The organism is Streptomyces angustmyceticus, assembly GCF_019933235.1.
In the GTDB taxonomy this organism is placed as follows: domain Bacteria; phylum Actinomycetota; class Actinomycetes; order Streptomycetales; family Streptomycetaceae; genus Streptomyces; species Streptomyces angustmyceticus.
The window spans coordinates 821,945-847,881 of record NZ_CP082945.1 but is presented as its reverse complement, the minus strand read 5'-3'; the positions used below and the strand labels follow the sequence as shown (position 1 = coordinate 847,881).

Annotated in this window: 20 protein-coding genes and 1 pseudogene; 10 read left to right on the top strand and 11 right to left on the bottom strand. The window is 73.1% G+C overall.

The window, feature by feature from the left end:
• Positions 1 to 22 precede the first annotated feature (22 nt).
• Complete coding sequence (gene uriT / locus K7396_RS04215) at positions 23 to 1,462, bottom strand: uridine transporter UriT (protein WP_086719633.1); 1,440 nt, start codon at positions 1,460 to 1,462, stop codon at positions 23 to 25.
• Positions 1,459 to 2,406, bottom strand: coding sequence for a uridine-preferring nucleoside hydrolase UriH (uriH, locus tag K7396_RS04210; RefSeq protein WP_086719632.1), 948 nt, complete (start codon positions 2,404 to 2,406; stop codon positions 1,459 to 1,461). The genes uriT and uriH overlap by 4 nt, the downstream gene beginning before the upstream one ends.
• Before the next feature lie 344 nt (positions 2,407 to 2,750).
• Here uriH and K7396_RS04205 point away from each other — a divergent pair, with 344 nt between their 5' ends.
• The gene (locus tag K7396_RS04205) at positions 2,751 to 3,740 is read left to right on the top strand and encodes a LacI family DNA-binding transcriptional regulator (protein ID WP_086719631.1); all 990 of its coding nucleotides are present in this window, start codon (positions 2,751 to 2,753) and stop codon (positions 3,738 to 3,740) included.
• A gap of 245 nt (positions 3,741 to 3,985) precedes the next feature.
• Complete coding sequence (locus K7396_RS04200) at positions 3,986 to 4,933, top strand: hypothetical protein (protein ID WP_086719630.1); 948 nt, start codon at positions 3,986 to 3,988, stop codon at positions 4,931 to 4,933.
• A 292-nt stretch (positions 4,934 to 5,225) separates the two neighbouring features.
• On the opposite strand, the gene K7396_RS04195 is transcribed toward K7396_RS04200, so the two are convergent.
• Complete coding sequence (locus K7396_RS04195; RefSeq protein WP_086719637.1) at positions 5,226 to 5,609, bottom strand: DUF779 domain-containing protein; 384 nt, start codon at positions 5,607 to 5,609, stop codon at positions 5,226 to 5,228.
• A 390-nt stretch (positions 5,610 to 5,999) separates the two neighbouring features.
• Here K7396_RS04195 and K7396_RS04190 point away from each other — a divergent pair, with 390 nt between their 5' ends.
• From K7396_RS04190 to K7396_RS04180, 3 genes are all read left to right on the top strand, one after another.
• Positions 6,000 to 6,575, top strand: coding sequence for a PadR family transcriptional regulator (locus K7396_RS04190; protein ID WP_086719629.1), 576 nt, complete (start codon positions 6,000 to 6,002; stop codon positions 6,573 to 6,575).
• A gap of 94 nt (positions 6,576 to 6,669) precedes the next feature.
• A complete protein-coding gene (locus K7396_RS04185) occupies positions 6,670 to 8,397 on the top strand; it encodes an acyl-CoA dehydrogenase family protein (RefSeq protein WP_086719628.1) in 1,728 nt (575 codons plus the stop codon).
• A gap of 121 nt (positions 8,398 to 8,518) precedes the next feature.
• Positions 8,519 to 9,139 (top strand): L-threonylcarbamoyladenylate synthase, encoded by a 621-nt coding sequence (locus K7396_RS04180; protein ID WP_086719627.1) that lies wholly within the window; start codon positions 8,519 to 8,521, stop codon positions 9,137 to 9,139.
• Between the two features lie 41 nt (positions 9,140 to 9,180).
• Here K7396_RS04180 and K7396_RS04175 read toward each other — a convergent pair.
• The 6 genes and pseudogenes from K7396_RS04175 to K7396_RS04150 all read right to left on the bottom strand — a co-directional run.
• A pseudogene (locus K7396_RS04175) lies at positions 9,181 to 10,281 on the bottom strand (substrate-binding domain-containing protein); the annotation flags it as partial.
• Between the two features lie 92 nt (positions 10,282 to 10,373).
• A complete protein-coding gene (locus K7396_RS04170) occupies positions 10,374 to 11,414 on the bottom strand; it encodes an ABC transporter permease (protein ID WP_086719626.1) in 1,041 nt (346 codons plus the stop codon).
• Entirely contained in the window at positions 11,411 to 12,946 is a 1,536-nt protein-coding gene (locus tag K7396_RS04165) for a sugar ABC transporter ATP-binding protein (protein WP_086719625.1), read from the bottom strand. The genes K7396_RS04170 and K7396_RS04165 overlap by 4 nt, the downstream gene beginning before the upstream one ends.
• Positions 12,947 to 13,135: 189 nt before the next feature.
• Complete coding sequence (locus tag K7396_RS04160) at positions 13,136 to 15,985, bottom strand: SpoIIE family protein phosphatase (RefSeq protein WP_170314253.1); 2,850 nt, start codon at positions 15,983 to 15,985, stop codon at positions 13,136 to 13,138.
• 264 nt (positions 15,986 to 16,249) lie between these two features.
• Complete coding sequence (locus K7396_RS04155; protein ID WP_086716982.1) at positions 16,250 to 17,218, bottom strand: cyclase family protein; 969 nt, start codon at positions 17,216 to 17,218, stop codon at positions 16,250 to 16,252.
• Positions 17,215 to 19,317, bottom strand: a complete 2,103-nt coding sequence (locus K7396_RS04150) for a SpoIIE family protein phosphatase (RefSeq protein WP_223659623.1) — start codon at positions 19,315 to 19,317, stop codon at positions 17,215 to 17,217. Before K7396_RS04150 ends, K7396_RS04155 begins: the two co-directional genes overlap by 4 nt.
• 365 nt (positions 19,318 to 19,682) lie before the next feature.
• On the opposite strand from K7396_RS04150, the gene K7396_RS04145 reads away from it, so the two are divergent.
• Complete coding sequence (locus K7396_RS04145; protein ID WP_086716983.1) at positions 19,683 to 19,838, top strand: DUF6131 family protein; 156 nt, start codon at positions 19,683 to 19,685, stop codon at positions 19,836 to 19,838.
• Between the two features lie 122 nt (positions 19,839 to 19,960).
• Here the strand turns inward: K7396_RS04145 and K7396_RS04140 are convergent, their stop codons facing one another.
• Positions 19,961 to 21,472 carry a PepSY-associated TM helix domain-containing protein gene (locus tag K7396_RS04140; RefSeq protein ID WP_152104199.1) on the bottom strand — a complete coding sequence of 504 codons (1,512 nt, stop codon included), beginning with the start codon at positions 21,470 to 21,472 and terminating at the stop codon, positions 19,961 to 19,963.
• 167 nt (positions 21,473 to 21,639) lie between these two features.
• Here K7396_RS04140 and K7396_RS04135 point away from each other — a divergent pair, with 167 nt between their 5' ends.
• On the top strand, positions 21,640 to 21,828 hold the full coding sequence (locus K7396_RS04135; protein ID WP_170314242.1) for a hypothetical protein: 189 nt from the start codon (positions 21,640 to 21,642) through the stop codon (positions 21,826 to 21,828).
• 106 nt (positions 21,829 to 21,934) lie between these two features.
• Here K7396_RS04135 and K7396_RS04130 read toward each other — a convergent pair whose 3' ends face one another.
• Positions 21,935 to 22,432, bottom strand: coding sequence for a peptidylprolyl isomerase (locus tag K7396_RS04130; protein WP_086720587.1), 498 nt, complete (start codon positions 22,430 to 22,432; stop codon positions 21,935 to 21,937).
• A 362-nt stretch (positions 22,433 to 22,794) separates the two neighbouring features.
• Here K7396_RS04130 and K7396_RS04125 point away from each other — a divergent pair, with 362 nt between their 5' ends.
• The 3 genes from K7396_RS04125 to K7396_RS04115 all read left to right on the top strand — a co-directional run bounded on the left by K7396_RS04125 (position 22,795) and on the right by K7396_RS04115 (position 25,681).
• Positions 22,795 to 23,283, top strand: coding sequence for a hypothetical protein (locus K7396_RS04125; protein ID WP_143589217.1), 489 nt, complete (start codon positions 22,795 to 22,797; stop codon positions 23,281 to 23,283).
• Between the two features lie 389 nt (positions 23,284 to 23,672).
• Entirely contained in the window at positions 23,673 to 24,155 is a 483-nt protein-coding gene (locus K7396_RS04120) for a hypothetical protein (RefSeq protein WP_086720589.1), read from the top strand.
• Positions 24,156 to 24,571: 416 nt separating this feature from the next.
• The gene (locus K7396_RS04115) at positions 24,572 to 25,681 is read left to right on the top strand and encodes an IPT/TIG domain-containing protein (protein WP_086720590.1); all 1,110 of its coding nucleotides are present in this window, start codon (positions 24,572 to 24,574) and stop codon (positions 25,679 to 25,681) included.
• Positions 25,682 to 25,937: the final 256 nt, after the last annotated feature.

Genomic DNA, 25,937 nt, shown 5'->3' with positions numbered 1-25,937 from the left:
GCACGAAGCGGCGGTGTGTGCCTCAGTCCTGGGCTTCGGCCGCCACCGGCTTCGGGATCAGGAAGGACGTCGCGATGGCCGCGGCGAGGATGACCACGCCCGCGATCATTCCGGCGGTGTAGCCGCCGGCCGACGACGGGTCCGCCGGGGTGGCGGCGGTCTTGACCGCGTACAGGACGGCGAAGCTGAGGCCCGCGCCGAGGTTGAACGCGCCCGCGTTGAGGCCGGGCAGGAAGCCCGGGTTCTCGGCGGGGGAGAGGACGATGCCCAGCCCGTTGAGGACGATGTTCGCCACGCCCGCGTAGGCGATGCCCACCAGGACGGACGTCACCAGCAGCAGGATCCGTGCGTGGCTGTGCATCGTGAGCAGCATCAGCACGACGGTGGCCACCGACCCGACCAGGCCGCACCGCAGGACGCGGCCGTAGCCGAAGGTGGCGGCGAGGCGTCCGGCCAGCGGGCCCATGGCGAGCCCGGCGAGCGCGTACGGGGACAGCGTCCACCACGCGGAGGCCTCGGCGCTCATCCCCAGCCCGGCCTGGGCGTCCTGGGCGAACGCCGGGATCAGCCCGTTCATGACGGCGAACACGCCGGTCATGGTGAGCACGGTGGTCAGCAGCGTCGCCCACGTCGCGCGCTGCTTGAGGTGCCGGGTGGCGACCAGGGGGTGCCCGCTGCGGTCCTCGGTCCGCCAGAACAGCGCGAAGGCGGCCGCGGACAGGACGAGGAGAACGGCGATCAGCGGCCAGTTCGCGGCGGCCAGCTTGCCCGCCTCGTTGAGCGCGATCAGCAGCGAGCCCACCGAGACGACCAGCAGCGCGACCCCGGGCCAGTCCATCCGGGTCGCTGTCGGCGCCTTCGACTCGGGGGTCAGGGTGGCGACCAGCACGGCGGCCAGGGCCGCGACGACCGCCATCGCCCAGAAGACCGAACCGAAGCCGTGGCGGTCGGCGAGGTAGCCGCCCGCGAGGGAGTCGACACCGGCGATACCGCCGTTGACGGCGGTGATCACGCCGAGCAGGGTGCCGTACCGCTTGGGTTCCTTCACCTCGACCCGCAGCATGATCAGGCACAACGGGACGACCGGGCCGCAGACGCCCTGGATGACACGGCCGGCGAACAGCACCGGCACGCTGGTCGCCAGCGCGGCGACCACACATCCCACGACCATCAGGGCGAGCATCCCGGCCAGCACCCGGCGGCGGCCGACGACATCGCCCAGCCGCGGGAGGAACAGCGAGAACAGCGCCGCCGAGGTGAAGAACGCGGTTTGGGTGAGGCCGATCTCCGCGGAGCTGGCGCCGAGGGTGTCCTCGATGTTCTTGAGCGCGGGGCTGAGCATGCTCGCGTTGAGCTGGAAGGCGAAGCACGCCGCGAGCAGCGCCGTGACCAGGACACCGATCCGGACGCCGGAGCCGCCGCCGGTCGCCGCTACGGGGCGCTGAGTGGTGGAAACGTTCATGCCTCGATGTCGCCGATCCGCTCGAGCGCGTCCACGACGAGGTTCCAGAACCGCTCGTGGTCGAGCTTCACCGCGACCTGGGTGGTGCAGTCCTCCGGGGCGGGCGCACGGAAGTCCGTCACGGTCATCCCGACCGTCAGCGCACCGCGCAGCTCGATGTCCACCGGGGCCTTGCGCACGGTCATGACGTCCGGGTCGATCACATACGCCACCGCGCACGGGTCGTGCACCGGCGGGTGGTCGAAGCCCTGGTTCTCGCGGTAGGCCTCGCGGAAGAAGTCCAGCAGCTCGCCGACGAACCGCGCCGGGCGGGTGCCGACCGCGGCGATCCGCGCGTCGACCTCGGGGGTGGCCAGCGCCTGGTGTGTCAGGTCGAGGCCGACCATGGTGACCGGCCAGCGCTCGTTGAAGACGATGTGCGCGGCCTCGGGGTCGATGGCGATGTTGAACTCGGCGACCGCGCTCCAGTTGCCCTCGTGGTAGCCGCCGCCCATCAGGACGACCTCGCGCACCCGCTCCGCGATCCGCGGCTCCTTGCGCACGGCCAGCGCGATGTTCGTCAGGCCCGCGGTCGGGACGATGGTGATCTCGCCGGGCTCGTGCGACATCACCGTGTCGATGATCAGGTCCACCGCGTGCCGGCGGTCCAGCTCGAAGGCGGGCTCGGGCAGGTCGGGGCCGTCGAGACCGGTCTCGCCGTGGATGTCCGGCGCCGTCTCGATGGCCCGCACCAGCGGGCGCGGGCAGCCGGCGGCAAAGGGCACGCCCGTGATCCCGGCGATGCGCGCCACGGACAGGGCGTTGCGGGTCACCTTCTCCAGCGTCTGGTTCCCGACCACGGTCGTCACGGCGACCAGCTCGACATCGGGATTGCCATGTGCCAGGAGCATGGCGATCGCATCGTCATGCCCCGGGTCGCAGTCGAGGATGATCTTTCTGGCCAACGGAAGAGCCCCTTTGCTCTGCTGCTCGGTGAAGCGGTGATGAGGGTGGTGGGTGGGGGCCGGTATGGGTCCGGCGCACCACGCGCCCGGCGGTCACCCATGGCGAGCCCGGGCGCGGAGTCAGCCGGCGAGCGAGCAGCATGGAAAACGTTCTCCGGAAACTTGACCCATCAACCTGCTGGTTGTCAATGGTTCAATCTCGCGCTATCCGGACGTTATCGGGACGAAGAGCGGGCACGACGACCGGGCGATCCGCATCCCTTGGGACAACGTTTGCCCATGGCGTACCAGGGCGTATGCTCCCTCCGGTTCGGGCGGGCCGAACCGGAGGGAGCCGGGAGACGGTGGCCGAAGTCACGTTGAAGGACGTCGCGCTGGCGTCGGGCTGCTCCATCGCCACGGTCTCCCGCGTCCTGGCCGGCACCCGTCCGGTCGGCGCCGAGACCGCGCGCACCGTCCGCGCGGCGGCCGAGCGCCTGGGCTACCGCCCCAACCATGTGGCCCGCGCCCTGCGCAGCCGTTCCACCGGCACCGTCGGGCTCGTGCTGCCGCAGATCACCAACCCGTTCTTCCCCTCCCTCGTCCGGGAGCTGGAGCACGCCCTGCACGCCGAGGGGCGGGCCGTCCTCCTCGCCGACTGCGACGACGACCCGGCGACCGAGGCCGCCAGGATCGCCGCGTTCCTGGGACGGCAGGTCGACGCCCTGCTGCTGATACCGGTCGACGAGCGGCGCAGCCGGGAGGCGGTGGCCGGCGCGGCCGCCCGGGTGCCGCTGGTGCTGCTCGACCGCGGCTGCGGCCCCGGTGTCGCCGACTCCGTCGCCGTCGACAACGCGGCCGGCATGGCTCTGGTGCTCGATCACCTCGCGGCCACCGGCCGCCGCCGCCCCTGCTTCGTCGGCGCGGCCGGGACCGCGTCGGCGGCGGTCGAGCGGCGCGCGGCCTACGAGGCGGGCGCCGCGGCGCTGGACCCCGAGGCCCCCGGCCGCATCGCGCTCGGCGACTTCTCGGTGGAGTGGGGCCGGGCCGCCGTCGACCGGCTCTGGCCGTCCCGCCCGGACGCCCTGATCTGCGCCAACGACCTGATCGCCGCCGGTGCGCTGCAACGCCTGCGGCAACTGGGCGCGGACGTGCCGCGCGAGGTCGCCGTCACCGGCTTCGACGACATCCCGCTCGCGGGCCTCGCCGACCCCGCGCTGACCACCGTCCGCCAACCGGTCGGTGAACTCGCCGCCGAGGCCGCCCGCCTGCTGGGCCGGGGCCCCGGCGGGGAACAGGGGCCGCGGCACACGGTCCGGCTCGCCCCGCGGCTCGTCGTACGGGACTCCGGCTGAGAGCTGACGGGGCATCATGCACGCGTCCCTCGGCCGCACTTCACCGGCGGGCAGTGGCCCGCCACCTGCCACGACGGCGAGGTGGGCCCGTCCCTGCCCGCCTCCGCTCCGTCAACTCCGGCGGCTCGCCCTCCGGTGCGGGGCACCGCCCTGAACGGCTGCGTCAGGACGACGACGGCGGCGGCGCACCGGTTACGATCGGCCCATTCGAGGCCGTTGTGCGTGGCCGCTGCCGGGAGGAAGAGATGGGCCTGTTCCGCCGAGGACCGAAGCGGGATCCCCGCGACCTGGCACGTGACGGGGAGTTCGGCTTCTTCTCCGAGCGCGAGGGCGGCGTCTTCAGATCACAGGTCCGGCAGGCCTTCGCGGAACAGGGCCTCGAAGTCACCGCGTACGCGGGGGTGGTCACCGACTCCGCCGGCCGGCAGTTCGGCCTCGGCAACCTCGCCGCCGTGTGCCACCGCGACCGGCGCGGTGAGCGCAGCTGGCCCGCGCTGATCCGGGACCACGTCGGCAAGGTGCTCCGCACGATGGACGGCCCGCAGCCGCTGGAGATCCTCAGCGCGGACGAGATCCGGGCCTGCCTCTACCCCCGGGTGGTCGCCCAGGAGACGCTGCCCGCGTCCGACTCCTTCCGCTACGGCCGCGCGCCGGCGCCGGGGCTGCGGGAGGTGCTCGCCCTCGATCTGCCCGAGGCCGTGCAGATGCTCAGCGAGGACTCCCTGACCGACCTCGGGGACGTGGCGGAGCTGCGCATCCGGGCGATGAACAATCTGCGCGCCCTTCCGGTCGAGGGGCACGAGACCGTGCGGCGCGGCGACGGCTCGGCGTTCGAGGTGCTGCTCGGCGACTCGTTCTTCACCGCGAGCCGGGTGCTGGTGCTGGACGAACTGGTGCAGCGGCTGATGGGCACCGGGCTCACCGCGGACGGTGCGCTGGTCGCCCTGCCGTTCCGCCACCAGCTGGCGTTCCACCGCATCCACGACGCGCAGGTGATCCCGGCGTTGCAGGCCATGGCGCAGTTCGCGGCGGCCGGGCACGAGGACGCGGCGGGCGCCATCAGCCCCAGGGTCTTCTGGTGGCGCCGGGGCGTGATGACGCCGCTGAGCCGGCTGGACGGCGACGGGCTGCGGGTGGTGGCGGACGCGGACTTCCAGGCGATGCTGGAGCGGTTGGTGCAGGACGACGCCTGAGCGGCGGCGCCGCGGTCCACGCGAGGGGGCCCGGTGCGTGCCGCCGCCCGCGGGCACACCCCTCATCTCCACCCCGCCCACAAGATTTTCTTGCGGAATTTTCACCGAGAGGGAACCCGGGGAGGCTTTCACCCGTTTTCCAGAGTGAGGCCCCACGCTCTCCCCCGTGTGTGGGGCCTCACCTGCGTCTCCGGTTCCCCTTTCCGGTCAGACGCGGCCGGCCCGGTCCGGCTCGTCCGGCCCGGTCCGACGCGACCGGGCCCGCTCGGCCTCCGTCGCTCCGGCCGGCACGTCAATCGCCGAGAGCCGCGCGCTCCTCGTCCGTGAACAGCCGCGAGCGGATCAGGAAGCGCACGCCCTCCGGCGCCTCCAGGGAGAAGCCACTGCCCCGCCCCGGTACGACGTCCACCGTCAGGTGGGTGTGCCGCCAGCGCTCGTACTGGTCCGCCGACATCCAGAACCCCACCGGCTCCGGCACGCCCTCCACCGCCAGCCGGGCCAGCAGCACATCCGACGACCCTGTACGGAACTCCCCGGCCGGGTAGCACATGGGGGCGCTGCCGTCGCAGCAGCCGCCGGACTGGTGGAACATCAGCGGGCCGTGCTGCGCGTGCAGCAGGCGCAGCAGCTCGGTCGCCGCGGCGCTCAGCGCGATCCGCGAAGCACCCTCCCGCACGGCCTCCCCGGCGGCCTCCGCCTGGCCCTCGCCGGCGCCCGTCACAGCCGCCCCGATTCCGTCGCCAATGCGCTGACCTGCGGATTGTCGGTCTCTTGTCGGTACACGTGGGGTTTCCTCTCTCGACCGGCCACAACGGGTGGCGCTCCCGGGACGGCGGCGAGCCGGCCGAACGGGCCGGATCACGGTCACCGGGCCGCCACAGAGGCAGTACCCCAGTTAACTCCCCGCAACGTTGCGAGGTGGTTGCACACGCGCACGAGCGGGTCACCCGCCGGGCGCTGTGCCGGGGCCCTCGCCGTGGCCGTGGACCGGCCCGCGGGGTGAGCCGCGTCTCACCCGGGCGGCGCCCACTTGTATATGCAACAAGTTGCATAGAAGGATCGGGGCATGGCGCTCGACCACGCGATCCTCGTCTCCCTGCTGGAGAAGCCGGGCTCCGGCTACGAGCTGGCCCGGCGGTTCGAGCGGTCCATCGGATACTTCTGGACCGCCACCCATCAGCAGATCTACCGCGTCCTGAAGCGGATGGAGAGCGACGGCTGGATCGACGTCCGCGAGGTGCCGCAGCAGGCCAGGCCGGACAAGAAGGAGTACTCCGTCGCCGCGCCGGGCCGGGCCGCGCTCTCCGCGTGGCTGCACGAGCCGATCGAACCCGAGAGCGTCCGCCACGACCTCGCCGTGAAGATCCGCGGCGCGGCGTTCGACGACCCGGCCGCGCTGATCCGCGAGGTCGAACGGCACCACCGGGCGCACACCGACCGGCTCGCGCACTATCTCGCCGGGGAGCGGCGGGACTTCACCGGCCCCCAGGCCCCCGCCCCGCCCGACGCGGGGCAAGAGCTCCAGCACGTGGTGCTGCGCGGCGGCATCGCGTACGAGCGGATGACCCTCGCCTGGCTCGACGACGTGCTCGCCACCCTCCACCGGCTCGCCGCGCGCCACCCGAGCGGCCCCGAGCGCTGAACAGGCACCCACGACCCGGGCCCCGCCGTCCACCGGCACGCCCGGAAACCGTCCGTCACGACCCTCGACCCCCGATCCGGAAAGGCGACCCGCCATGGCCGACCAGCTCCTGTTCAACCCCCGCACCTACGACCCGGCGCACTTCGACCCCGAGACCCGCCGGCTGCTGCGCGCCACCGTCGACTGGTTCGAGGCGCGCGGCAAGCGCCGGCTGATCGAGGACTACCGCTCCCGCGCCTGGCTGGCGGAGTTCCTGGAGTTCTCCGCCAAGGAAGGGCTGTTCGCCACCTTCCTCACCCCGGCCTCCGCCGCCGACGGGCAGTCCGACAAGCGCTGGGACACCGCCCGGATCGCCGCCCTCAACGAGATATTCGGCTTCTACGGGCTCGACTACTGGTACGCCTGGCAGGTCACCATCCTCGGCCTCGGCCCGGTCTGGCAGAGCGACAACGCCACCGTCCGCGCCCGCGCGGCCGAACTCCTCTCCCAGGGCGAGGTGTTCGCCTTCGGCCTGTCCGAGAAGGCCCACGGCGCCGACATCTACTCCACCGACATGCTGCTGGAGCCGGACAGTGACGCTGCCGGCGGCTTCCGCGCCACCGGCTCCAAGTACTACATCGGCAACGGCAACGCCGCCGGACTGGTCTCCGTCTTCGGCCGCCGCACCGACATCGAGGGCCCCGACGGCTATGTCTTCTTCGCCGCCGACAGCCGCCACTCCGCCTACCACCTCGTGAAGAACGTCGTCGACTCCTCCAAGTACGTCAGCGAGTTCCGGCTGGAGGACTACCCGGTCGGCGCGGACGACATCCTGCACACCGGCCGGGCCGCCTTCGACGCCGCGCTCAACACCGTCAACGTCGGCAAGTTCAACCTCTGCACCGGCGCCATCGGCATCTGCGAGCACGCGATGTACGAGGCCGTCACCCACGCCCAGAACCGCATCCTCTACGGCCGCCCCGTCACCGCCTTCCCGCACGTGCGCCGCGAGCTGACCGACGCCTACGTCCGCCTCGTCGGCATGAAGCTCTTCAGCGACCGCGCCGTCGACTACTTCCGCTCGGCCGGCCCCGACGACCGCCGCTACCTCCTCTTCAACCCGATGACGAAGATGAAGGTGACCACCGAGGGCGAGAAGGTCATCGACCTGATGTGGGACGTCATCGCGGCCAAGGGCTTCGAGAAGGACACCTACTTCTCCCAGGCCGCCACCGAGATCCGCGGCCTGCCGAAGCTGGAGGGCACGGTCCACGTCAACCTCGCCCTGATCCTCAAGTTCATGGGCAACCACCTGCTCAACCCGGCCGAGTACGCCGAGGTGCCCACCCGCCTCGACGCGGCCGACGACGCGTTCCTCTTCCGGCAGGGACCGGCCCGCGGCCTGGGCGCCATCCGCTTCCACGACTGGCGCGCCGCCTTCGACGCCTACGCCGAGGTGCCCAACGTCGCCCGCTTCCGGGAGCAGGCCGACGCCCTCTGCGAGTTCGTCACCACCGCCGCCCCCGACGAGGCGCAGAGCCGCGACCTCGACCTCCTGCTCGCCGTCGGCCAGCTGTTCGCGCTGGTCGTGCACGGCCAGCTGATCCTGGAGCAGGCCCGCCTGACCGGCCTCGACGCCGATGTGCTCGACGAGCTGTTCGCCGTCCTCGTCCGCGACTACTCCGCCCACGCCGTGGAGCTGCACGGCAAGGATTCGGCCACCGCGGCGCAGCAGAGCTGGGCCCTGGGCGCGGTCCGCCGCCCGGTCGTCGACGAGGCCCGCTCGGCCCGCGTCTGGGAGCGCGTCGAGGCGCTGGCCGGGGCGTACGAGATGGCGCCGTAACCCCGCAGCCCTCGCCGGCCGCACCGCGGAGCGGCGGGCCCGGCCGGGACCCACGGGTCCCGGCCGGGCCCGCCGCCGCTGTCACCGGAGCACGGGTGGCCTGATCCCGTAGGCTCGACGGATGGCGAAATACTTCGATGTGCACCCCGACAACCCGCAGCGGCGCACCATCAGCACGGTGGCCGAGAGCATCCGCTCCGGTGCGCTCATCGCGTACCCGACCGACTCCTGTTTCGCACTCGGCTGCCAGCTGGGCAGCCGCGACGGCATCGACCGCATCCGGTCGATCCGCAACCTCGACGACCGCCACCACTTCACCCTGGTGTGCCAGAACTTCGCGCAGCTGGGCCAGTTCGTGCATGTCGACAACGACGTGTTCCGCGCGGTGAAGGCGGCGACCCCCGGCAGCTACACCTTCATCCTGCCGGCGACGAAGGAGGTGCCGCGCCAGCTGCTGCACCCGAAGAAGAAGACCGTCGGCGTCCGGATCCCGGACCACGGCGTCACCCAGGCCCTGCTCGCGGAACTCGGCGAGCCGCTGCTCTCCAGCACCCTGCTGCTGCCCGACGAGGAGGAGCCGATGACCCAGGGGTGGGAGATCAAGGAGCGGCTCGACCACGTGGTGGACGCGGTGATCGACTCGGGCGACTGCGGGACCGAGCCCACCACCGTCATCGACTTCTCCGGCGACAGCGTCGAGATCGTACGCCGCGGCGCGGGCGACCCCACCCGGTTCGAGTAAACGGGCCGGGCGCCACGGCCGCCGGCGCCGCCGTCCCGCTGCCTCCCCCAGATCCTCAGATACGCCGCGCGGTAGCCGGGTGGGTCCCAGGTCGTGGCGCCGTGGCTGTTGGCGGCGGTGGAGACGTGGACGGGGGCGACGTAGCCGCTGGCGGGGCGGTGGGAGAAGGCGCGGTTGAACTCGTCGAGGATCTGCCAGCCCTGTTGGGAGAAGGGCTCGGGGACGGTGGCCGCCTGGAACTGCCGGCTGTTGATCCGCTGGAAGGCGGACGGGTCGCCGTCGCCGGCCCCGATGTTGAACGGGGCGCCGCCGCCCTTCTTGCGGGCCGCGCGCAGAGCCGGGGCGGCGTCGGCGAAGTACACGTCGTTGATGGCGACCGAGTGGGTCCAGCGGTCCCGGAAGCGGGAGAGCAGCGAGGAGACCTCCTGGGGCGTGCGGCTGCTGGTGTCGGGGATCGGGATGTTCTCCTCCGCCAGCAGCCGCACACCCGGGCAGGTCGCCAGCTGCTTCTTGATCAGTTCGGATTTGTGCCGGGCGAACGGGATCGAGGCATCGGTGAACACGACGACCCCCGCATGGCCGCGGGAGTGGGCGATGACCCAGTCCGCGCTGATCCTCGCGACGTCCCGGACCCGAGTGGTGACGTTGCTGAAGAGGTCCGGGTCCTTGCTCGGGCCGGGGGCGTCGACCGCGTGCCAGCCGACCAGCGGAATGTGGTCCGCGCGGGCCTTGGCGACCTGCTGCGACGTCAGACGCGGGTCGAAGCCGCCGATGACGATGCCCGCGGGCTTCAGGGTGATGGCCTGGCTGAAGGCCGCCTGGATGCCGGCGGGGGTGCCCTGGCCGTCGATCACCCGCACGCGCCAGCCGATGGCCTTCGCGGCTTCCCGAACGCCCTTGGCGGCGCCCGCGACACCGGGGTTGGTCATGGTCTGCGCGACATAGACGATGCTCCGGCCGGCGACCGCCCTGGGCCCGGTGGTCGGGCCGTCCCAGGTGGTGCGGGGCCGCTCGGCCCGTGCGACGGCGGTGCGGGCCCCGGCCAGCACGGCGGGACAGCCGGACGACGCCGGGCCCGGCGAGTAGGGCGCGGCCCCGGACGAGGCGCCGCGCTCGCAGCCGACGAGGACGGCGGCCGCCATCGCGACGGCGGCGGCGCAGCCCAGGGCGGCCCTGCGGTGCGCGCGTACGGGAGCTTCGTGCGGAGGGACGGCGCGCGGGGGAGGGGCGGAGGTCATGAGACGGCACGGACCGCGTCGTGCCGGGCGCGGGGTGGGTTGGTCCGCCGCCCGCGCAACTGGCGGCGGGCGGCATAGCCGGCCATGCCGACAGCGAGCAGCAGGGTGGCGCCGTTGAACAGCGGGGTGACCCAGAACTGGGCGCCGAGCTGGCCGATTCCGGCGAGGCCGATGGCGAGGACGACGACGGCGACCAGCGTACCCGGGGCGTTGGGGCGGCCGGGCCTGATCGCCGTGGACCCGAGCAGCGCACCGACGAAGGCGGGCAGCAGATAGTCCAGGCCGACGCTGGGGTTGCCGATCCGCTGCTGCGCGGCGAGCAGGACCCCGGCGGCACCGACGACCAGCCCCGAACCGGCGAAGGCGAGGACGACGTAGCGCCGGACGGGGATGCCCACCAGCTCGGCGGCGCGGGGGTTGGCGCCGATGACGTACAGGTACCGGCCGAGCGGCAGCCGCTCCAGGAGCAGCCACAGGACGGCGGTCAGCGCGAGGACGTAGCACGCCGACACCGGCAGGCCCAGGAACCGGGAGTCGTAGAGATCGGTGAAGGCCGCCGGCAGGCCCTGCGGACCGGGCACGATCCGGGCGCCGTTGGTGAGCCGGCCGGTGAGGGCGTACAGGATGCTGCCGGTGCCGAGCGTGGCGATAAAGGAGTTGATCCTCGCGAATTCGACGAGGACACCGTTGACGACGCCGATGACGGCTCCGCCTAGGATCACCACGAGGCACGCAAGGGGCCAGGGCCAGGCTTCGTCGGCGACGAGATGCATCGTCATGACGTGCGCGAGGCCCAGACCGTAGCCGATGGACAGGTCGAAGTTGCCGGTGACGATGGGGATCATGGCGCTGAGGGCGAGCAGCGCGGGGATCGACTGGTTGGACAGGATCTCGGAGATGTTGTCCAGGGTGGGAAAGGTGCCCGGCAGGGCGAGGGAGAAGGCCAGGAACAGCAGGGCGGCCAGGGCCAGGAGGCCGTAGGCGCCGAGGAGGTGCCCGGACCGGCGGCCCAGCCGGGGACGGAGGGAGCGGGTCATGGCTCCACCGTCCCGGTCAGCGCGCTCATCGCCGAGGAGGCACGGGCGAGTTCGGCGACTGTGAGGGCCGCGCCGCTCAGTTCCGCCGTCACCGCCCCGCGGACGAACACCAGGGCCCGGTGGCACACCTGGGCGACCTCCTCGAAGTCGGTGGACAGGAGCAGGACGGCGAGGCCGTCGGCCAGCGCGTCCCGGAGCAGGCGGTAGAGCGCCGTCTTGGCGCCGACGTCCACCCCGGCGGTCGGCTCTTCGAGGATCAGCAGGCGCCGGTGCGTCCGGAGCCACCGGCCGACCATGACCTTCTGCTGGTTCCCGCCGGACAGGGTGGCGATCGGCGCCTCGGTGTCCCGGGGCGACACCGCGAACCGCGCCATCAGGTCCGCCGCCTCGGCGCGCTCGCGGCGGGGGGCGAGCAGGCGCCAGAACGGCACCCCGCTCGCCCGGGGGTTGGCCAGGAAGTTCTCCCGCACCGTCAGTTCGGCGGCGCGGCCCTCCTCCTGACGGTCGCTGCTGACGAAGCCGACGCCGGAGCGGACGGCGGCCGTGACCGTGTGCGGGGCGTACGGCCGGCCGTCGAGCAGCGCCCGCCCGCCGGTCAGCGGTCCCACGCCGGCGAGGGCACGGCCCAGTTCCCGGTGCCCCGCGCCGGTGAGGCCCACCATGCCGACGATCTCCCCGCCGCGCAGCTCCAGGCTGACCGGCGCCGTGTTCCCGGTCCGGACGCGGTCGAGGACCAGGACGGGCGGACCCGTGGCGGGGGCGAACCGGTAGCCGCCCGGTTCGCGGCCGACGATGTCGCGCACCAGACGGGCCGGGGGGTAGCCGGCGACCGGGCCCCGGCTGATGAGGCGTCCGTCGCGCAGGACGGCGAAGGTGTCGGCGACCTGGTACACCTCGTCGATCCGGTGGGTGACGTGGACGATGGCGCGCCCCTGGTCGCGCAGGGCGTGCAGGACGTCGAACAGCCGGGCGCAGTCCGCTGCCGGGAGGCTGGCGGTCGGCTCGTCGAGCACGATGACGCCGGCCCGGGTGGACAGGGCGCGGGCGAGGGCCACCAGGGAGCGTTCGGCGCGCGACAGGCCGGTGACCGGGGCGTCCGGGTCGAGGTGCGCGGCGACGATGTCCAGCGCCTCGGCGCCCTGCCCGCGGACCCCGCGCCGGGACAGCAGCCCCGCACGGCGCGGATAGCCGGCGCCCAGGGCGATGTTCTCGGCGACCGTCATCCAGTCCACCAGGCCCAGGTCCTGATGGATGAAGGACAGCGCGCGGGAGGCCGCTTCGGTGCCGAGTGGATGGCCGGCGACGCTCACCTCGCCCTCGTCCGCGTGGTGGACGCCCGCGAGCACCTTGATCAGGGTGGACTTCCCGGCACCGTTGGGGCCGAGCAGGGCGAGGACGCGGCCGGCGTGGATGTCGAGGTCGACGCGGTCCAGCGCGACGGTGCCGCCGAACCGCTTGCCGAGGCCGCGCACCCGGACGAGGGGCTGCGGGGCACGGCGCGGGGGAGGGGTGCGGTCGGGAGCGTCGTGCACGGACTTCTCCGGAGGTCGGCCTCTTGGTCCTGCCAGGTTCTGCTGGGTGTTTCCCGACTGACGGGCACTGCGGGGGCGTTTCCTGACGGCCGGGGCGGCGCGCCCGCGGCCCGACGGCGCGCCACCCGTAGCGGTTACCGCACGCGCGCCATGCTACGTCCCGCTTCGTCCGAAATGCCGGAGGGTCCGTCAGAGGGCGGGGATGCCGTCGAAGTACGCCGCGGCCGCGCCGGGCCCGCCCGCGGGCGCCTCCAGGGCGCACTCGGCCCAGATGACCTTGCCGCCGGAGGTGTAGCGGGTGCCCCACGCCTGGGCGAGCTGGGCGACGAGGAAGAGGCCGCGCCCGCCCTCGTCGGTGCTGGCCGCATGGCGCAGATGCGGGGCGGTGCTGCCGGCGTCGGAGACCTCGCAGATCAGCGTGCGGTCGTGGAGCAGGCGCACCTGGATGGGGGCGGCGCCGTAGCGGATGGCGTTGGTGACCAGCTCGCTGAGCAGGAGTTCGGTGGCGAAGACGACGTCGTGCAGCCCCCATGCGGCCAGTTGGCGGGTCACGGCGGCGCGGACGCCGGAGACGCGCGCCGGGTCGGCGGGCAGGTCCCAGGTGGCGATCCGGCCGGGGTCCAGGGCGTGGGTGCGGGCGACGAGCAGCGCGATGTCGTCGGCGGGATGCTCCGGCACCACGGCCCGGACAACCGCCTCACAGGTCTCCTCGGGCGGACGGTCCGGGTGCGCCAGGGCGCCGCGCAACTGGTCGAGGGCCGTATCGACATCGCGGTGGCGGCCCCCGACGAGCCCGTCGGTGTACAGGACGAGCCGGCTGCCCTCGGGCAGGGTGAACTCGGCGGTCTCGAAGGGCAGTCCGCCCAGGCCCAGCGGCGGTCCGGCGGGAAGCTCGGGGAAGGTGACGGTGCCGTCGGGGCGGGCCAGCGCGGGCGGCGGGTGGCCGGCCCGGGCCATCACGCACTGCTGGTTCGTCGGGTCGTAGATGACGTACAGGCAGGTGGCGCCGATGATGCCGGTGCTGCCCGCGGTGTCCTCGGTGCCCTCGTCCCGGTCCAGGCGGCCCACGAGGTTGTCGAGGTGGGTGAGGACCTCGTCCGGGCCGAAGTCGAGTTCCGCGAAGTTGCGCGCGGCGGTGCGCAGCCGGCCCATCGTGGCGGCGGCGTGGACGCCGTGGCCGACGACGTCCCCGACGACGAGGGCGACCCGGGTGCCCGAGAGGGGGATCACGTCGAACCAGTCGCCGCCGACCCGCGACTCGGCGGGCATGTAGCGGTGCGCGACCTCGACGGCGTTCTGCTCGGGGATGCTCTGCGGCAGCAGGCTCCGCTGCAGCGCGAGAACCATGGCGTGTTCGCGGGTGAAGCGGCGGGCGTTGTCGATGCAGATCGCGGCGCGGGTGCCGAGTTCCTGCGCCAGCGAACGGTCGTCGTCCCCGAACGGCGCGGGGTCCCGCGAACGGTAGAAGCTCGCCGTCCCCAGGGCGATGCCGCGGGCCAGGAGGGGCACGGCGATCAGCGAGTGGATGTCGTGGTCGAGGAGCCGCCGGGCGTGCGCGGGATCCTGGGCGATCCAGCCGCCGGCCGTCCGCAGGTCCGGTTCGAGCACCGGCTGCCCGTCGGCCAGGCAGCGGAGCTGGGGCGTGCTGGGCCGCAGGTCCACCGGCTCACCGGCGGGGTAGAAGGGGCAGTCGTCGCGGATCCCGTGGACCACCGTGCGGTGGAGGCCGGCGCGCGGATCGGTCGGCTCCTCGCCGCGCAGCACGGCCTCGGGCAGGTCGATGGTGACGTAGTCGGCCAGTCGCGGGACGGCCATCTCGGCGAGCTCCCGGGCGGTACGGCTCACATCCAGCGTGGTGCCGATGCGGGTGCTGGCCTCGGACAGCAGCTCCAGCCGCCGCCGGGCCGCCACCGCGTACGTGCCCACTCCCGGCTCGCCGATCAGCACCAGCCGGCCGGCCGCCCCGTCGGCGGGCTCCCCGGCGGCGCCGGACGTACCGGGCCGACGCACCGACGCGGCCGGCCGCTCCGGTGCGCCGCCGGGAAGGGGGCCGGGCGGCGGGGCGGTGGGGGCGAGCACCTGCGGGGCCGGCGGGCCGGGGGCGGACTCGGCGGTGGTGAGGACGGCGAGGTGCTGGTGGGGCGAGGGGAGGACGGCCTCGATGACGACGCCCTCCACCCCGGAGGGGCTGGTCACCGGGCGGCTCAGCAAGGTGATCCGCCGGCCGCCGGGCAGGGGGACCTCGACGGCGGCCCGCTGCGCCGAAGAGATCAGCTCGGTGGCCCGCTCCTTGAGGATCATCTCGTCACGCCAGTCCAGGCCGCTCCCGGCGAGCCCGCCCGGCTGCCCGTTGACCGTCGTCCGGCCGGCCGGGGCGCCGCTCCTGGCGTCGAGGTACGCCTGCAGCAGGGCGCGCTCCCGCGTCGAACTCTGCTCCAGCAGCCGTCGTTCGATGGCGCCGGCCGCCCTGCTGATCACGTCGTTCAGCGCCGCGTCCGCGTCGGTGGGCGGAAAGCCGAAGCACAGGACGCCCTCGATGCGTCCGCTGAGCGGATCCCGGACGGGGATGGCCGCACACGCGTTGGCCTGGGAGCGCTCGGCGAAGTGCTCGGCGCCGTACACATTGATCAGTTGCCGCTCGGCGAGGGCCAGGCCGATCCCGTTGGTCCCCGCGAACTCCTCGGCGAACACGAACCCCGGGACGCTCTGGATCGCGGCCAGGTGCCTGACCAGCGAGGTGTCGCCGAACCGCCGTTGCAGTACGGCCCCGTGCCCGTCGGCGAGGGACACGTTCATGTTCCGGCCCGCGAACCTGGCCTGCAGCCGGTCCAGTACGGGCGTGGCGGCGCGGACGAGGCGGCCGTCCAGATCGATGTCCGGACGGTAGGGCAGCTCGCAGCCCTCCGGCGCGAGCCCCAGAGACCGCGAACGCTGCCAGGAATCCAGGATCGGGCTGCGCACGGTCCCCTCGACCGTTCCCCCGCGCAGAAACTCCTCACGGGCGCGCACGGGGCCGATGTCCGCTCCCACGAGCCCCATCCCGATCACTTCCCACATCGGTACTGCTGCTGTGGCCGCCCGTACGCCGGAGCAGCCGCACCCTTCGGTCACTCGGCCGTGCAGCCGCACCATTCGGTCTTATTGTAGATCTTTGCTCATATAGCGGTACTGAGCGTGGGCCCGGGGGAGAGGGGCGCGCGAGCCCGTGCCGTCACCCGAGGTCACGGGCGATCGGCCCGCTCGCCCGTGACCGTCCGGAGGTCCGCCGGCGGCCCGGCCCGAGCGCCCTCCCCGCCCGCCCGGTCACAGCACCGCCACCGGATTGACCGGCGAGCCCGTGCCCCCCGGAATGTCCAGCGGCGTCACCACGAGGAGGAACGCATAGCGCCCCGTCTCCGCGGCGGCGACGGAGAGCGCTTCGAGATCGAGGTTGTCCAGCAGCGGCACCCCCATCGCCACGAGGGCGAGCGCATGGACCGGCGAGTGCAGACCGTCCACCGGCGAGGGCCGTACGTCGTTGTCACCGTCCGCGCCGAGCAGGGCGATCCCCCGCTCGGCCAGCAGCGGCACGGCGTCCACGTGGAAGCCCGCGCTCGCCGTTCCGGGGTCCCAGGCGCCCGCTTCGCGGCGCCGGCGGACGCTGCCGGACCGCAGCAGCACCGCATCGCCCTCGCCGATCGTCACCCCGAGCGCCCGCTCCGCGGAGGCGATGTCCCCGGCGTGCACGGCCCGCCCCGGCTCCAGCCAGCCGCACCCCGCCACGGCGGGCAGATCGAGCAGCACGCCCCGGGTCACCAGCGGCCCCAGCGCCGGCACGGCGCCGAAGCGGGCCCCTCCGGCGTCGACGCACTCGCGGGCGGGGCGGCCGTCGTAGAGCTGCCCGCGGTAGGCGGCGTGGGACAGCGCGTCCAGGTGGGTGACGGCCTTGCCGTGGTAGTCGACGCCGATGAAGTCCTTGTGCGTGGCGGGTTCCGGGGGCTCGATGTCGCCGAGGTCGGACATGTAGTGGAGGGCGGGTGTGGGGTTGTCAGGGCCGGCGGCCGTGTTCCAGGGGCGTCCCAGGGCGACGGCCGTTCCCGACCGGACCAGGGCGGCGGATCGCCGTACGTGCTCCGGGGTCACCCGGTTCCAGGCGCCGCGGTCGGCGGGCGCCCAGCGGCCCCAGGCGCGCACCCGGGCGAAGAGCGCGTCGAACTCCCGGCGGGAGACGGCGGGCCCGTTGCCCGTACCGGCCGGCGGGGGCGTCGGCGCCGCGCCGGCCCCGCCGGTCATCCGTACGGCCCCGGGCCGGCGGGGAAGGGCTCGGTACGGGCGATGAGCAGGGCGACGTCGTCCGGGTCGTCCGGGCGCCGCAGGTCGGCGAGGAGCCGGTCGCAGGTCTCCTCCAGGGAGCTGTCGGGCGCGTCGAGCAAGCGGCACAGGGTGTCGAGGCGCTCGTCGATGGGGTGGTGACGGGTCTCCACCAACCCGTCGGTGTACAGCACCAGTTGGTCGCCGGGGTCGAGCCGGAAGGTGGTGGTCTCGAAGGGGACCCCGCCGACTCCGAGGGGCGTGCCGGTGGGCAGGTCGAGGAGCTCGGGGTGCTTGCCGCTGCGCACCAGGACGGGCGGCAGGTGCCCGGCGGTGGCGATGTGGCACTCGGCGCGACGCGGGTCGTAGACGGCGTAGACGCAGGTGGCGATGTAGTGCTCCAGCCCCGAGGTGATCTTGTCGAGGTGCTGGAGGACCTGCGCGGGTTCGAGATCGAGGTCGGCGAAGGCGCTGGTGGCGGTGCGCAGGCGGCCCATGGTGGCGGCGGCGTCGATACCGCTGCCCATGACGTCGCCCACGACGAGCGCGGTCTTCTCGCCGTCGAGCGGGAGGACGTCGTACCAGTCGCCGCCGATCTCGTACGTGGCCTGCGCGGGCCGGTACCGGGAGGCGAGCTGCAGGCCGGGGAGGTGGGGCGGATGGTCGGGGAGCAGGCTGCGCTGCAGGGTCTCGGCGGCGTTGCGCACGCTCTGGTGCCAGCGCGCGTTGTCGATGCAGACCGCGGCGCGGGAGGCCAGTTCGACGGCGAGGGCGAGGTCGTCCTCGTCGAAGGGCAGCGGGTTGCGGGCGCGGGTGAGCCCCAGGCAGCCCAGGATCTGACCGCGGGCGATGAGCGGCGCCAGCAGGTAGGAGTGCACCCCGGCGCGGGCCAGCAGCGTGGCGGCGTGGGCGTCGCGGGCGATGCGCGCCAGGTCGTCGTCGTCCGTGTCGGAGACCAGGATCGGGCGGCCGGTGCGGACGCACTGGGTGGCCAGCCGGTCGGCCTCGTAGGCGGCGGTCTGGCCCGGCGGGTCGGCGGCCCGGAGGGCCTCGGTGGGGTAGGCGCCCTTCACCGCGAGGGCACGGAAGACCGCGGGACCCCCCTCCTCGCGGGCCGGGCGGTGCGCGCCCAGGATGGAGTCGAGCACGTCGACCGTGGCCACGTCGGCGAGTTGGGGGACGGTGACCTCCGCCAGCTCCCGCGCGGTCTGCTCCACCTCCAGCGTCGTCCCGATACGCGCCGAGCCGTCCGCGATCAGGGCCAGCCGCCGCCGGGCCTCGCTGGCCTCCATGGCCGCCTGATACCGGTCGGTGACGTCCACCACCAGGTCGGCCACCCCCAGGATGCGCCCCTGCGGGTCCTCCAGCCGGTACAGCGAGATGGACCAGGCGCGCTGTTGGTCGGGGTCGGAGGGGCTGCGGCCGACGACGGTGGCCTGGTCGACCATGGGGACCCCGGTCTCCAGGACCTGCCGCATCGCGGCCTCCGGCACCTCGAACTTCGAGGCGCTCATGATCTCGCGGTAGTGCCGGCCGAGGTGGTCCTTGGCGGGGATGCCGTGCATCCGCTCCAGGGCGGGGTTGACGGCCGCATAGCGCAGCTCGGTGTCGAGGATCGCCACCCCGATGGGGGACTGGGAGATCAGCCGGGTGGACAGGGCCACGTCCCGCTCCACCTCGCGGAGCGTCGGAGAGTCGGTGGCGAGCCCGAGGGCGTAGAAATCGCCGCGGTCGTCCAGCAGCCGCATGTTGCGCAGCTCCACCAGCCGCGCGGAGCCGTCCTTGTGCCGGACGGGGAAGGTACCGCCCCAGCTCCGGCCCGTCTGCATGACCTCGGCGAACTTCTCGATCACCAGGTCCCAGTGCTCCTGGTGGATGAGCAGCGGCGCCGCGTACTGCCCGAGCGCCTCCTCCGCGGAGTAGCCGTACAGATCGGCGGCCTGCGGGCTCCACAGGACGATCCGTCCCTCGGCGTCCACCAGCACCGCGGCGACGGCGAGGAGGTCCATCAGCCCGCTCGGCTGCGACGACTTGCCCTCGGGATCACCGGCGCCGGCCACCCGCTCCGCGTCTGCGCTCACCCCGGCACTCCTTCCGTCCGCCGGACCACTGCGGGTGTGCCGCACTCCGTCCGTGGCCCGACCTGCCCACGTGTCTCGCTGTGGCCTGCCCCTGGCAGGTGAGTGCTGTGGCTTCCATCGTCCCCCCTGATCGTCCGCCCGCATACTCGTCGCCGCCGGACCCGCGCCGGCGGGGCCTCCCCGGGGGCGGCGGATCTCGGAAACGCCACCCAGGGGACCGGAAAGACACCCGCCCCGGGAAATCGCCGAGGAATGCGGAGGCCGCCCGAACTGCCGCCTTCGCGAGCCGAGGGCGTCACCAGAACTTGCCCGGCCGCAAACGGAGGCGCAAAGTTGAGGAAACGTATGCGAGATCGGAGCGCGCCGTGGTCGTTCTGGGAGTCATTCTTCTCGTCATCGGATTCCTGACCGGAATTTCCATTCTCTGGACCATCGGAATCATTCTCGCCGTGATCGGCGCGATCCTGTGGCTCCTCGGCACGATGGGGCACGCGGTCGCCGGACGAAAGCACTACTGGTAGCGCAGCGGCACGGCTGGTGGCGCCGTAGCGCTCCGGGCAGGCCGCAGCGCTACGGGCAGGCCGCAGCGCTACGGGCAGGGCCGCACGCGCGCCCGCCCCCACGACCTGCGGCCCCGAGGCCGTCAGTCCGCGCGGGCCCCCGCGGCGGCCCGCCGGCGTGCGAGAACGCCGAGCACCGTATCCACCGCCAGGAAGGCGGCGAGCGACACGCCGAGCAGCGGCACCGCCCAGCCCACCGCCGCGACGACGAGCACCAGCGGAATCAGCACGGGCCGCGGAATCTGCCGCCAGGCGCCCCGCGGGATCGGCCGCCCGAACGACAGGGTGCGGTCGCGGGTGGGGCGGCGCTGCCACCACATCCGGTAGCCCCAGAGGATCAGGAAGATCAGCGCAAGGGCCAGCGCGGCCAGCGCGACCTGGTTGACGAGGCCGAACAGGGTCCCGGTGTGCAGGTCGATGCCGTAGCGGGTGAGCTTGGCCAGGACCGGATAGTCGGCGAACCGAGAGACATCGGTGACCTGCCCCGTGCCCGGGTCCACCGCCACCGCGTCCTGCTTCTCGGGCCAGCTGCGCTGGATCTGCTTGACGACATAGGCGGTGCCCTTGCCCGTCGGCAGGTCGATCTCGACGGGATCGGACAGCCCCTTCGCACGAGCCGCCCCGAGCACCTTGTCGACCCCCACGTCCCCGGACGCGGATCCGGCGGCCCCGTTCGCCCCGCCGCCCTGCTTGCCGTCCATCCCCGGCATGTCCGGCATCCCGGCCATCCCGCCGGAGCCGTGGTGGGCGTGCTCCGCCGCCACCGCCGTGGAGACGGCCGGCGTCTCCTGACCCAGGGCCCGGCGGAGCTCGTCGATGTGCCCGCCGGCATAGGTGGACCAGGTCAGGCCGGTCGCGGACAGGAAGAACAGGCCGACCGCCGCCCACACGCCCACCGACCCGTGCCAGGACAGCGTCCGGCGCCGTCCGGTGGCGGTGCGGTCCGGCAGGGCGAGTGCCCGGAGCCTGCGGTTCGTCCGCTTCCGGCCGATCCACAGCGCGAGGCCGCCGCCGGCGACCACCCACAGCCAGCTGGCGGCCAGTTCGCTGTAGAGGCGGCCGGGCTCGCCCAGGTGCAGGTTGCGGTGCAGGTCGTCGAGCCAGGTGCGCAGCGGCAGCGCGCCCGTGGCGCCGTACGTCGGCAGCGCTCCGCGGAGGGTGCCGGTGTACGGATCGACGAAGACGGCGAGCTGGTGTTCGGCGGGCACCCCCGGCACACCGGCGAGCAGGACGCGCGTGGTCTCGCCCGGCTGCGGTGCCGGACGGACGGCGGCGATCGTGCCCTCCGGATGCGCCGCGCGGGCGGCGGCGACCTGCCGCGAGAGCGGCAGGGTGTGCTCACCGGCCGGGACCCTCAACTCGTGCGCATAGACCACCTTCTCCGCCTGGAACGCCCCGGCGTACAGCAGTCCGGTGACCGCGGTGACCAGCAGAAAGGGTGCCACGAGCACACCGGCGTAGAAGTGCAGCCGCCACACCAGCGGGCGCAGCGCGGACCACCCGGTCCGCCGGGCGGCCGCCCGCTGCGCCCCAAAACCGGCGGCGTCCGGGGCCTCGTCGGCGTCGCTCGATGCGAGACGTTGTTCAGTGGGCACGCGGATGCTCCCGGCTCGAAGGCGAAGTGGCCCGGCTCCCCGCCGTGCCACTTCAGGGAGTCGGACAACCGGACGTGTGAGTTCCGGCGGTGCGGTGTGAGCTGGCTCACGGGGGGGCGGGTCTCGTCCCGGACCTGCTGCGCGCCGGCGCGGGACTCAACCTCGGCATGGGGTACCTGCCGGGAGCCGCCGACTTCGCGCCGGACGCGCCGGCGCTGGTCCACGCCGAGATCGGCCGGCGCGTCGTCACCGGCGAGGAGCCGGACGCGATCGCCGAGGCCGTACTGGCTCTCCTCGACCTCGTCGAGGGCCTGCTGAGCGAACAGGTGCCGGCCTACGCCACCCGCCGGGACTGACGGGAGCGGGCCGGCGCGGACGGCCGCCGCCGCGTCCACGGCGACGGCCGCCCGCCGACATCACACGGTGGCGCCGGCCGGGTCGGCCGGCGCCGGAGGCGGGGTGCTACTGGGCGACCACGCCGGACTTGGCGATGACGATGTCGGCGCGGGTGGCGCCGCTGCGCGAGCCCAGGGCCTCGATCTTCTTGACGAGGTCCATGCCCTCGACGACCTCGCCGAAGACGACGTGCTTGTTGTCCAGCCAGTCCGTCACGATCGTGGTGATGAAGAACTGCGAGCCGTTGGTGTTCGGGCCGGCGTTCGCCATCGACAGCTGACCGGGCTTGGTGTGCTTGAGCTGGAAGTTCTCGTCCGCGAACTTCTCGCCGTAGATGCTCTTGCCACCGGTCCCGTTGCCGTTGGTGAAGTCGCCGCCCTGGAGCATGAAGTCCGGGATGACGCGGTGGAAGCCGGAGCCCTCGTAGCCGAAGCCGTGCTCGCCGGTGGCCAGCTCACGGAAATTCCTCGCGGTCTTGGGGACCACGTCGTCGAACAGGGTGAAGACGATCCGCCCGGCGGCGGCGCCATCGATGGTGATGTCGAAAAACACGTTGTCAGTCATGACGGCATCCTTACATCCGTCCTTGCCGGGGCGAGGCGCGGCCCCCGGTGCCCCACGCGGAAGGCGTCCGTGTAAGGGGCGCGGCGGCAGGAAACCTTCGCCCGGAAAACCGGGCCGAAAACCGACCTGGGCACCTGCACTTCCGGACCGGGAAAGCGCGGGTCGGACCGCTCCGTGACCGAAGGTGAACCGTCCGGCCCTTTGATTGCCGCTCCCGCCCGTCGAACGGCGGAATACGCAAGACTGCCGAGGTGGATTCGGGCATAGCAGCGATCTTGGGGGCCGCCGTCGGCGCACTGGGTACGGGAGGCGCCGCCGTCGTCACGGGACGGTGGCGAGCCAGGGCCGTCCGGGACCAACTCATGGCTCATGAGCTGCGGTTGAGGCGGCAGCGGCGCGTCGGCCAGGTACGGGAGCGCCGGGAGCCGCGCCGGAAGGTGTACGCGGATTTCCTCACCCAGGCACGCGCCGTCGAGCGGGCGCTCGGACGATACCGGGAATCGCACACGACGGACCTGGACGCCTTCCACCGGGAGGTCGACACACTCGACCACCTCGGCGTGCAGGTGCTCCTCGAAGGGCCACCGCCCGTGCTTTCTCCCTCACAGGAACTCATCAGGAGTGCGCACCGGTGCATCAGGCCCCTGCGGAACTCCATCGGCGCGCAGGAGCGCGGCGACGCCGGGTCCCCCGAGTGCGTGGACGCCGCCGCGTCCGTCGCCGAAGCCGGCCTGGCGTTCACCGCCGAGGTACGCGGTTTCGCGGAGCTGGCCCGCCGCGTCCTCGACGACGATCCGACGGTCGCGTCCCCGGCGTATCGAGAGGGCGCGGCCGCCACACAGCCCGGGTAGCCCGGCGCGGCGCGGCAGGCAGGCAGGGCGTCGGCGTCGTGTCCGTGCGAACCGTAGAAGCTACCCACGCACCGCACCCTCATCCGCGCAGCCGGCACACATGGAAGCACGCCCGGCGAGGCGGCCGCCGCCGGCCCGGACAGTGCCGATGGCATGGGCCACCGGCAGCCCGCCGTACCGGGCGGTGCGCCCTCGGCACTCCCCGAATCCGCCGTGTACGCGCCGTTCACCCCTCATCGCGACGGGACCGCCGGCCGCGATTTCGGCCGCCGGTGCGGGGATGCACACGTTCTGTTGAAGGCCGACGCCGGCGGGCTTGGTACGGCGGGAAACCAGCGAATCCTTCTCTGGAACCGGGCGCGCCGTGCGCCCACGAGGGAAGGACGGCTATGCGACGCATCATCGTCGGCACCTGCGCGGCACTCGTGGCTCTGGGGATCGGATGGGCCGGCCCGGCCGTTGCCGCTCCGGTACCGGTGACGGCCCTCTCCTGCGACGGCGACACCTACAAGTGCACCGCCAACCTCCGCTTCGGTGACAACAATTGGAAGGCCGGCTGGGGTGCGACCATCCAGCACCAGGCGCCCCGCGCCGCCCGCCGCGCTCCGGTACCGGTGACCGCGCTCACCTGCGACGGCGACACCGGCAAGTGCACCGCCACCTTGCAGTTCGGGGACGGGAACTGGCGGGCGAGCTGGCCCGCCACCATCTACCACCAGTCCCTCCGGTCCGCCCAGGGCGCACGGCTCGCCGCCCCTGTCCCGGCGAACAGCCTGACCTGCGACGGCGACACCGGCCGCTGCTCCGTCAATCTCCAGTACGGCGACGGCAACTGGAAGGCCAACTGGGCGGCGACCATCTACCACCCGTAGCGGCCGGCAGGTTCGTCAGCCGGCGGACGGAGCCGCAGGAACCGGGCCCGGGGGTGCGCGGACGGCGCTCCCGGGCTTCGCCGCGCCCGCACCGCAAGCCGCGGCGCGGACCCGCGCGGCAGCCCCGCATTGCGCACGACCGCCCGCCCGACGCGCCCTCCGGCCGACCCGCGAACGCGCCCGCGGCATACCGGCGCACACCGGTCGGCAGAGCGGGAGTGACGCTCATTTACCTCTTGTCATATTGATTTCCGAACGCGTCACTGCTGTCACCCGCACGCCTTTTGCCGAAGTGCCGGGAACCCTACGGTCACAGGCATCCGACAAGTGACGGCGGCATCTCCCGCTTCTGCAAAGGCCCGTGCGCGAATGGGTTCGCGCACGGCCATGAAGCGGCGGCTGCCCAGGGAGAAACCATGTCCGCAGTGATAGCGCAGCAGGAAAACCCGCAGCCCTCGGGCTCCTGGCCCGGCGGGGACGGAGGGAACTGGCCCAGATATCCGCGGCTCTACGAAGCCATTCCGGACTCGGGGCCGACGGGCGGAGGAAATTCCGTCCTGCTCACCGGGGCGGGCCTGCAGGGCACGAGCCAGGTCACCTTCGGAGGCATTCCCGCCACCCTCACCGCCCAGGACCCGTCCGGCGGCTCGGTCACCGTCCTCGCGCCCCCGCACGCGGCGGGCACCGTCCAGGTCGTCGCCACCACCCCCAGAGGCAACACCAACTCGGTGAGCTACACCTACACCGTCGTCTCGCCCAGCGGCCCGACGGTCACCTCCTTGGTGCCCAACAGCGGGTCCACGGCCGGCGGCACGGCGTTCGCCCTCATCGGCACCCACCTCACCGGCGCGACGGTCACCTTCAACGGAGTGCCGGCCACCGGGGCGTCCATCAACGCCACGGGCACGGTGCTCACCGGTGTCGCCCCGCCCGGCCCCGCGGGCAACGTCCCCGTCGTCGTCACCACACCCGCGGGAAGCACCACCGTCGCCGGCGGGTACACCTACACGCCGCCTCCGCCCGTGGTGACCTCGCTGACACCGACGTCGGGCAGTACGACGGGCGGTACGGCGTTTGTGATCGTGGGGAGTAATTTGGGTGGGGCGGTGGTGACGTTCAACGGGGTTGTGGCGACGGGGGTTTCGGTCAACGCGTCGGGTACGGCGCTGGTCGGCTTCACCCCGGCCGGACCGCTCGGCAATGTGCCGGTCGTGGTCACCACGCCGACGGGCAGCGCCGCGGTCGCCGGGGGCTACACCTACACCGCACCGGTTCCGCCGCTGGTGACGTCGCTGACGCCGTCGTCGGGCAGTGCGACGGGTGGTACGGCGTTTGTGATCGTGGGGAGTAATTTGGGTGGGGCGGTGGTGACGTTCAACGGGGTTGCGGCGACGGGGGTTTCGGTCAACGCGTCGGGTACGGCGCTGGTCGGCTTCACCCCGGCCGGACCGCTCGGCAACGTTCCCGTCGTGGTCACCACACCGGGCGGCAGCGCGACCGCCGCCGGCGGATACACCTACGTGTGAGCGTCGATCCCTCTTGCCCCGGCATGCCCGGAGCGGTCACGGCCCGGCAGCCGGGCAGGGCGGGGCGGTGCACCCGCACCGAGTTCATCGCGGAGAACCACAGCTGAATCCGCCCGTACGGTCCCGACGCTGCCGGGACCGTACGGTGCCGGGCCCCGGCCGCGCCGTCCGGGCGGAGAGGAAGAGACTCTCTCGCCACCGGTCGCGTTCCCTGCGCAACGGCCGGCAGACGACAGGCGTTTCAACGGTTTCACCA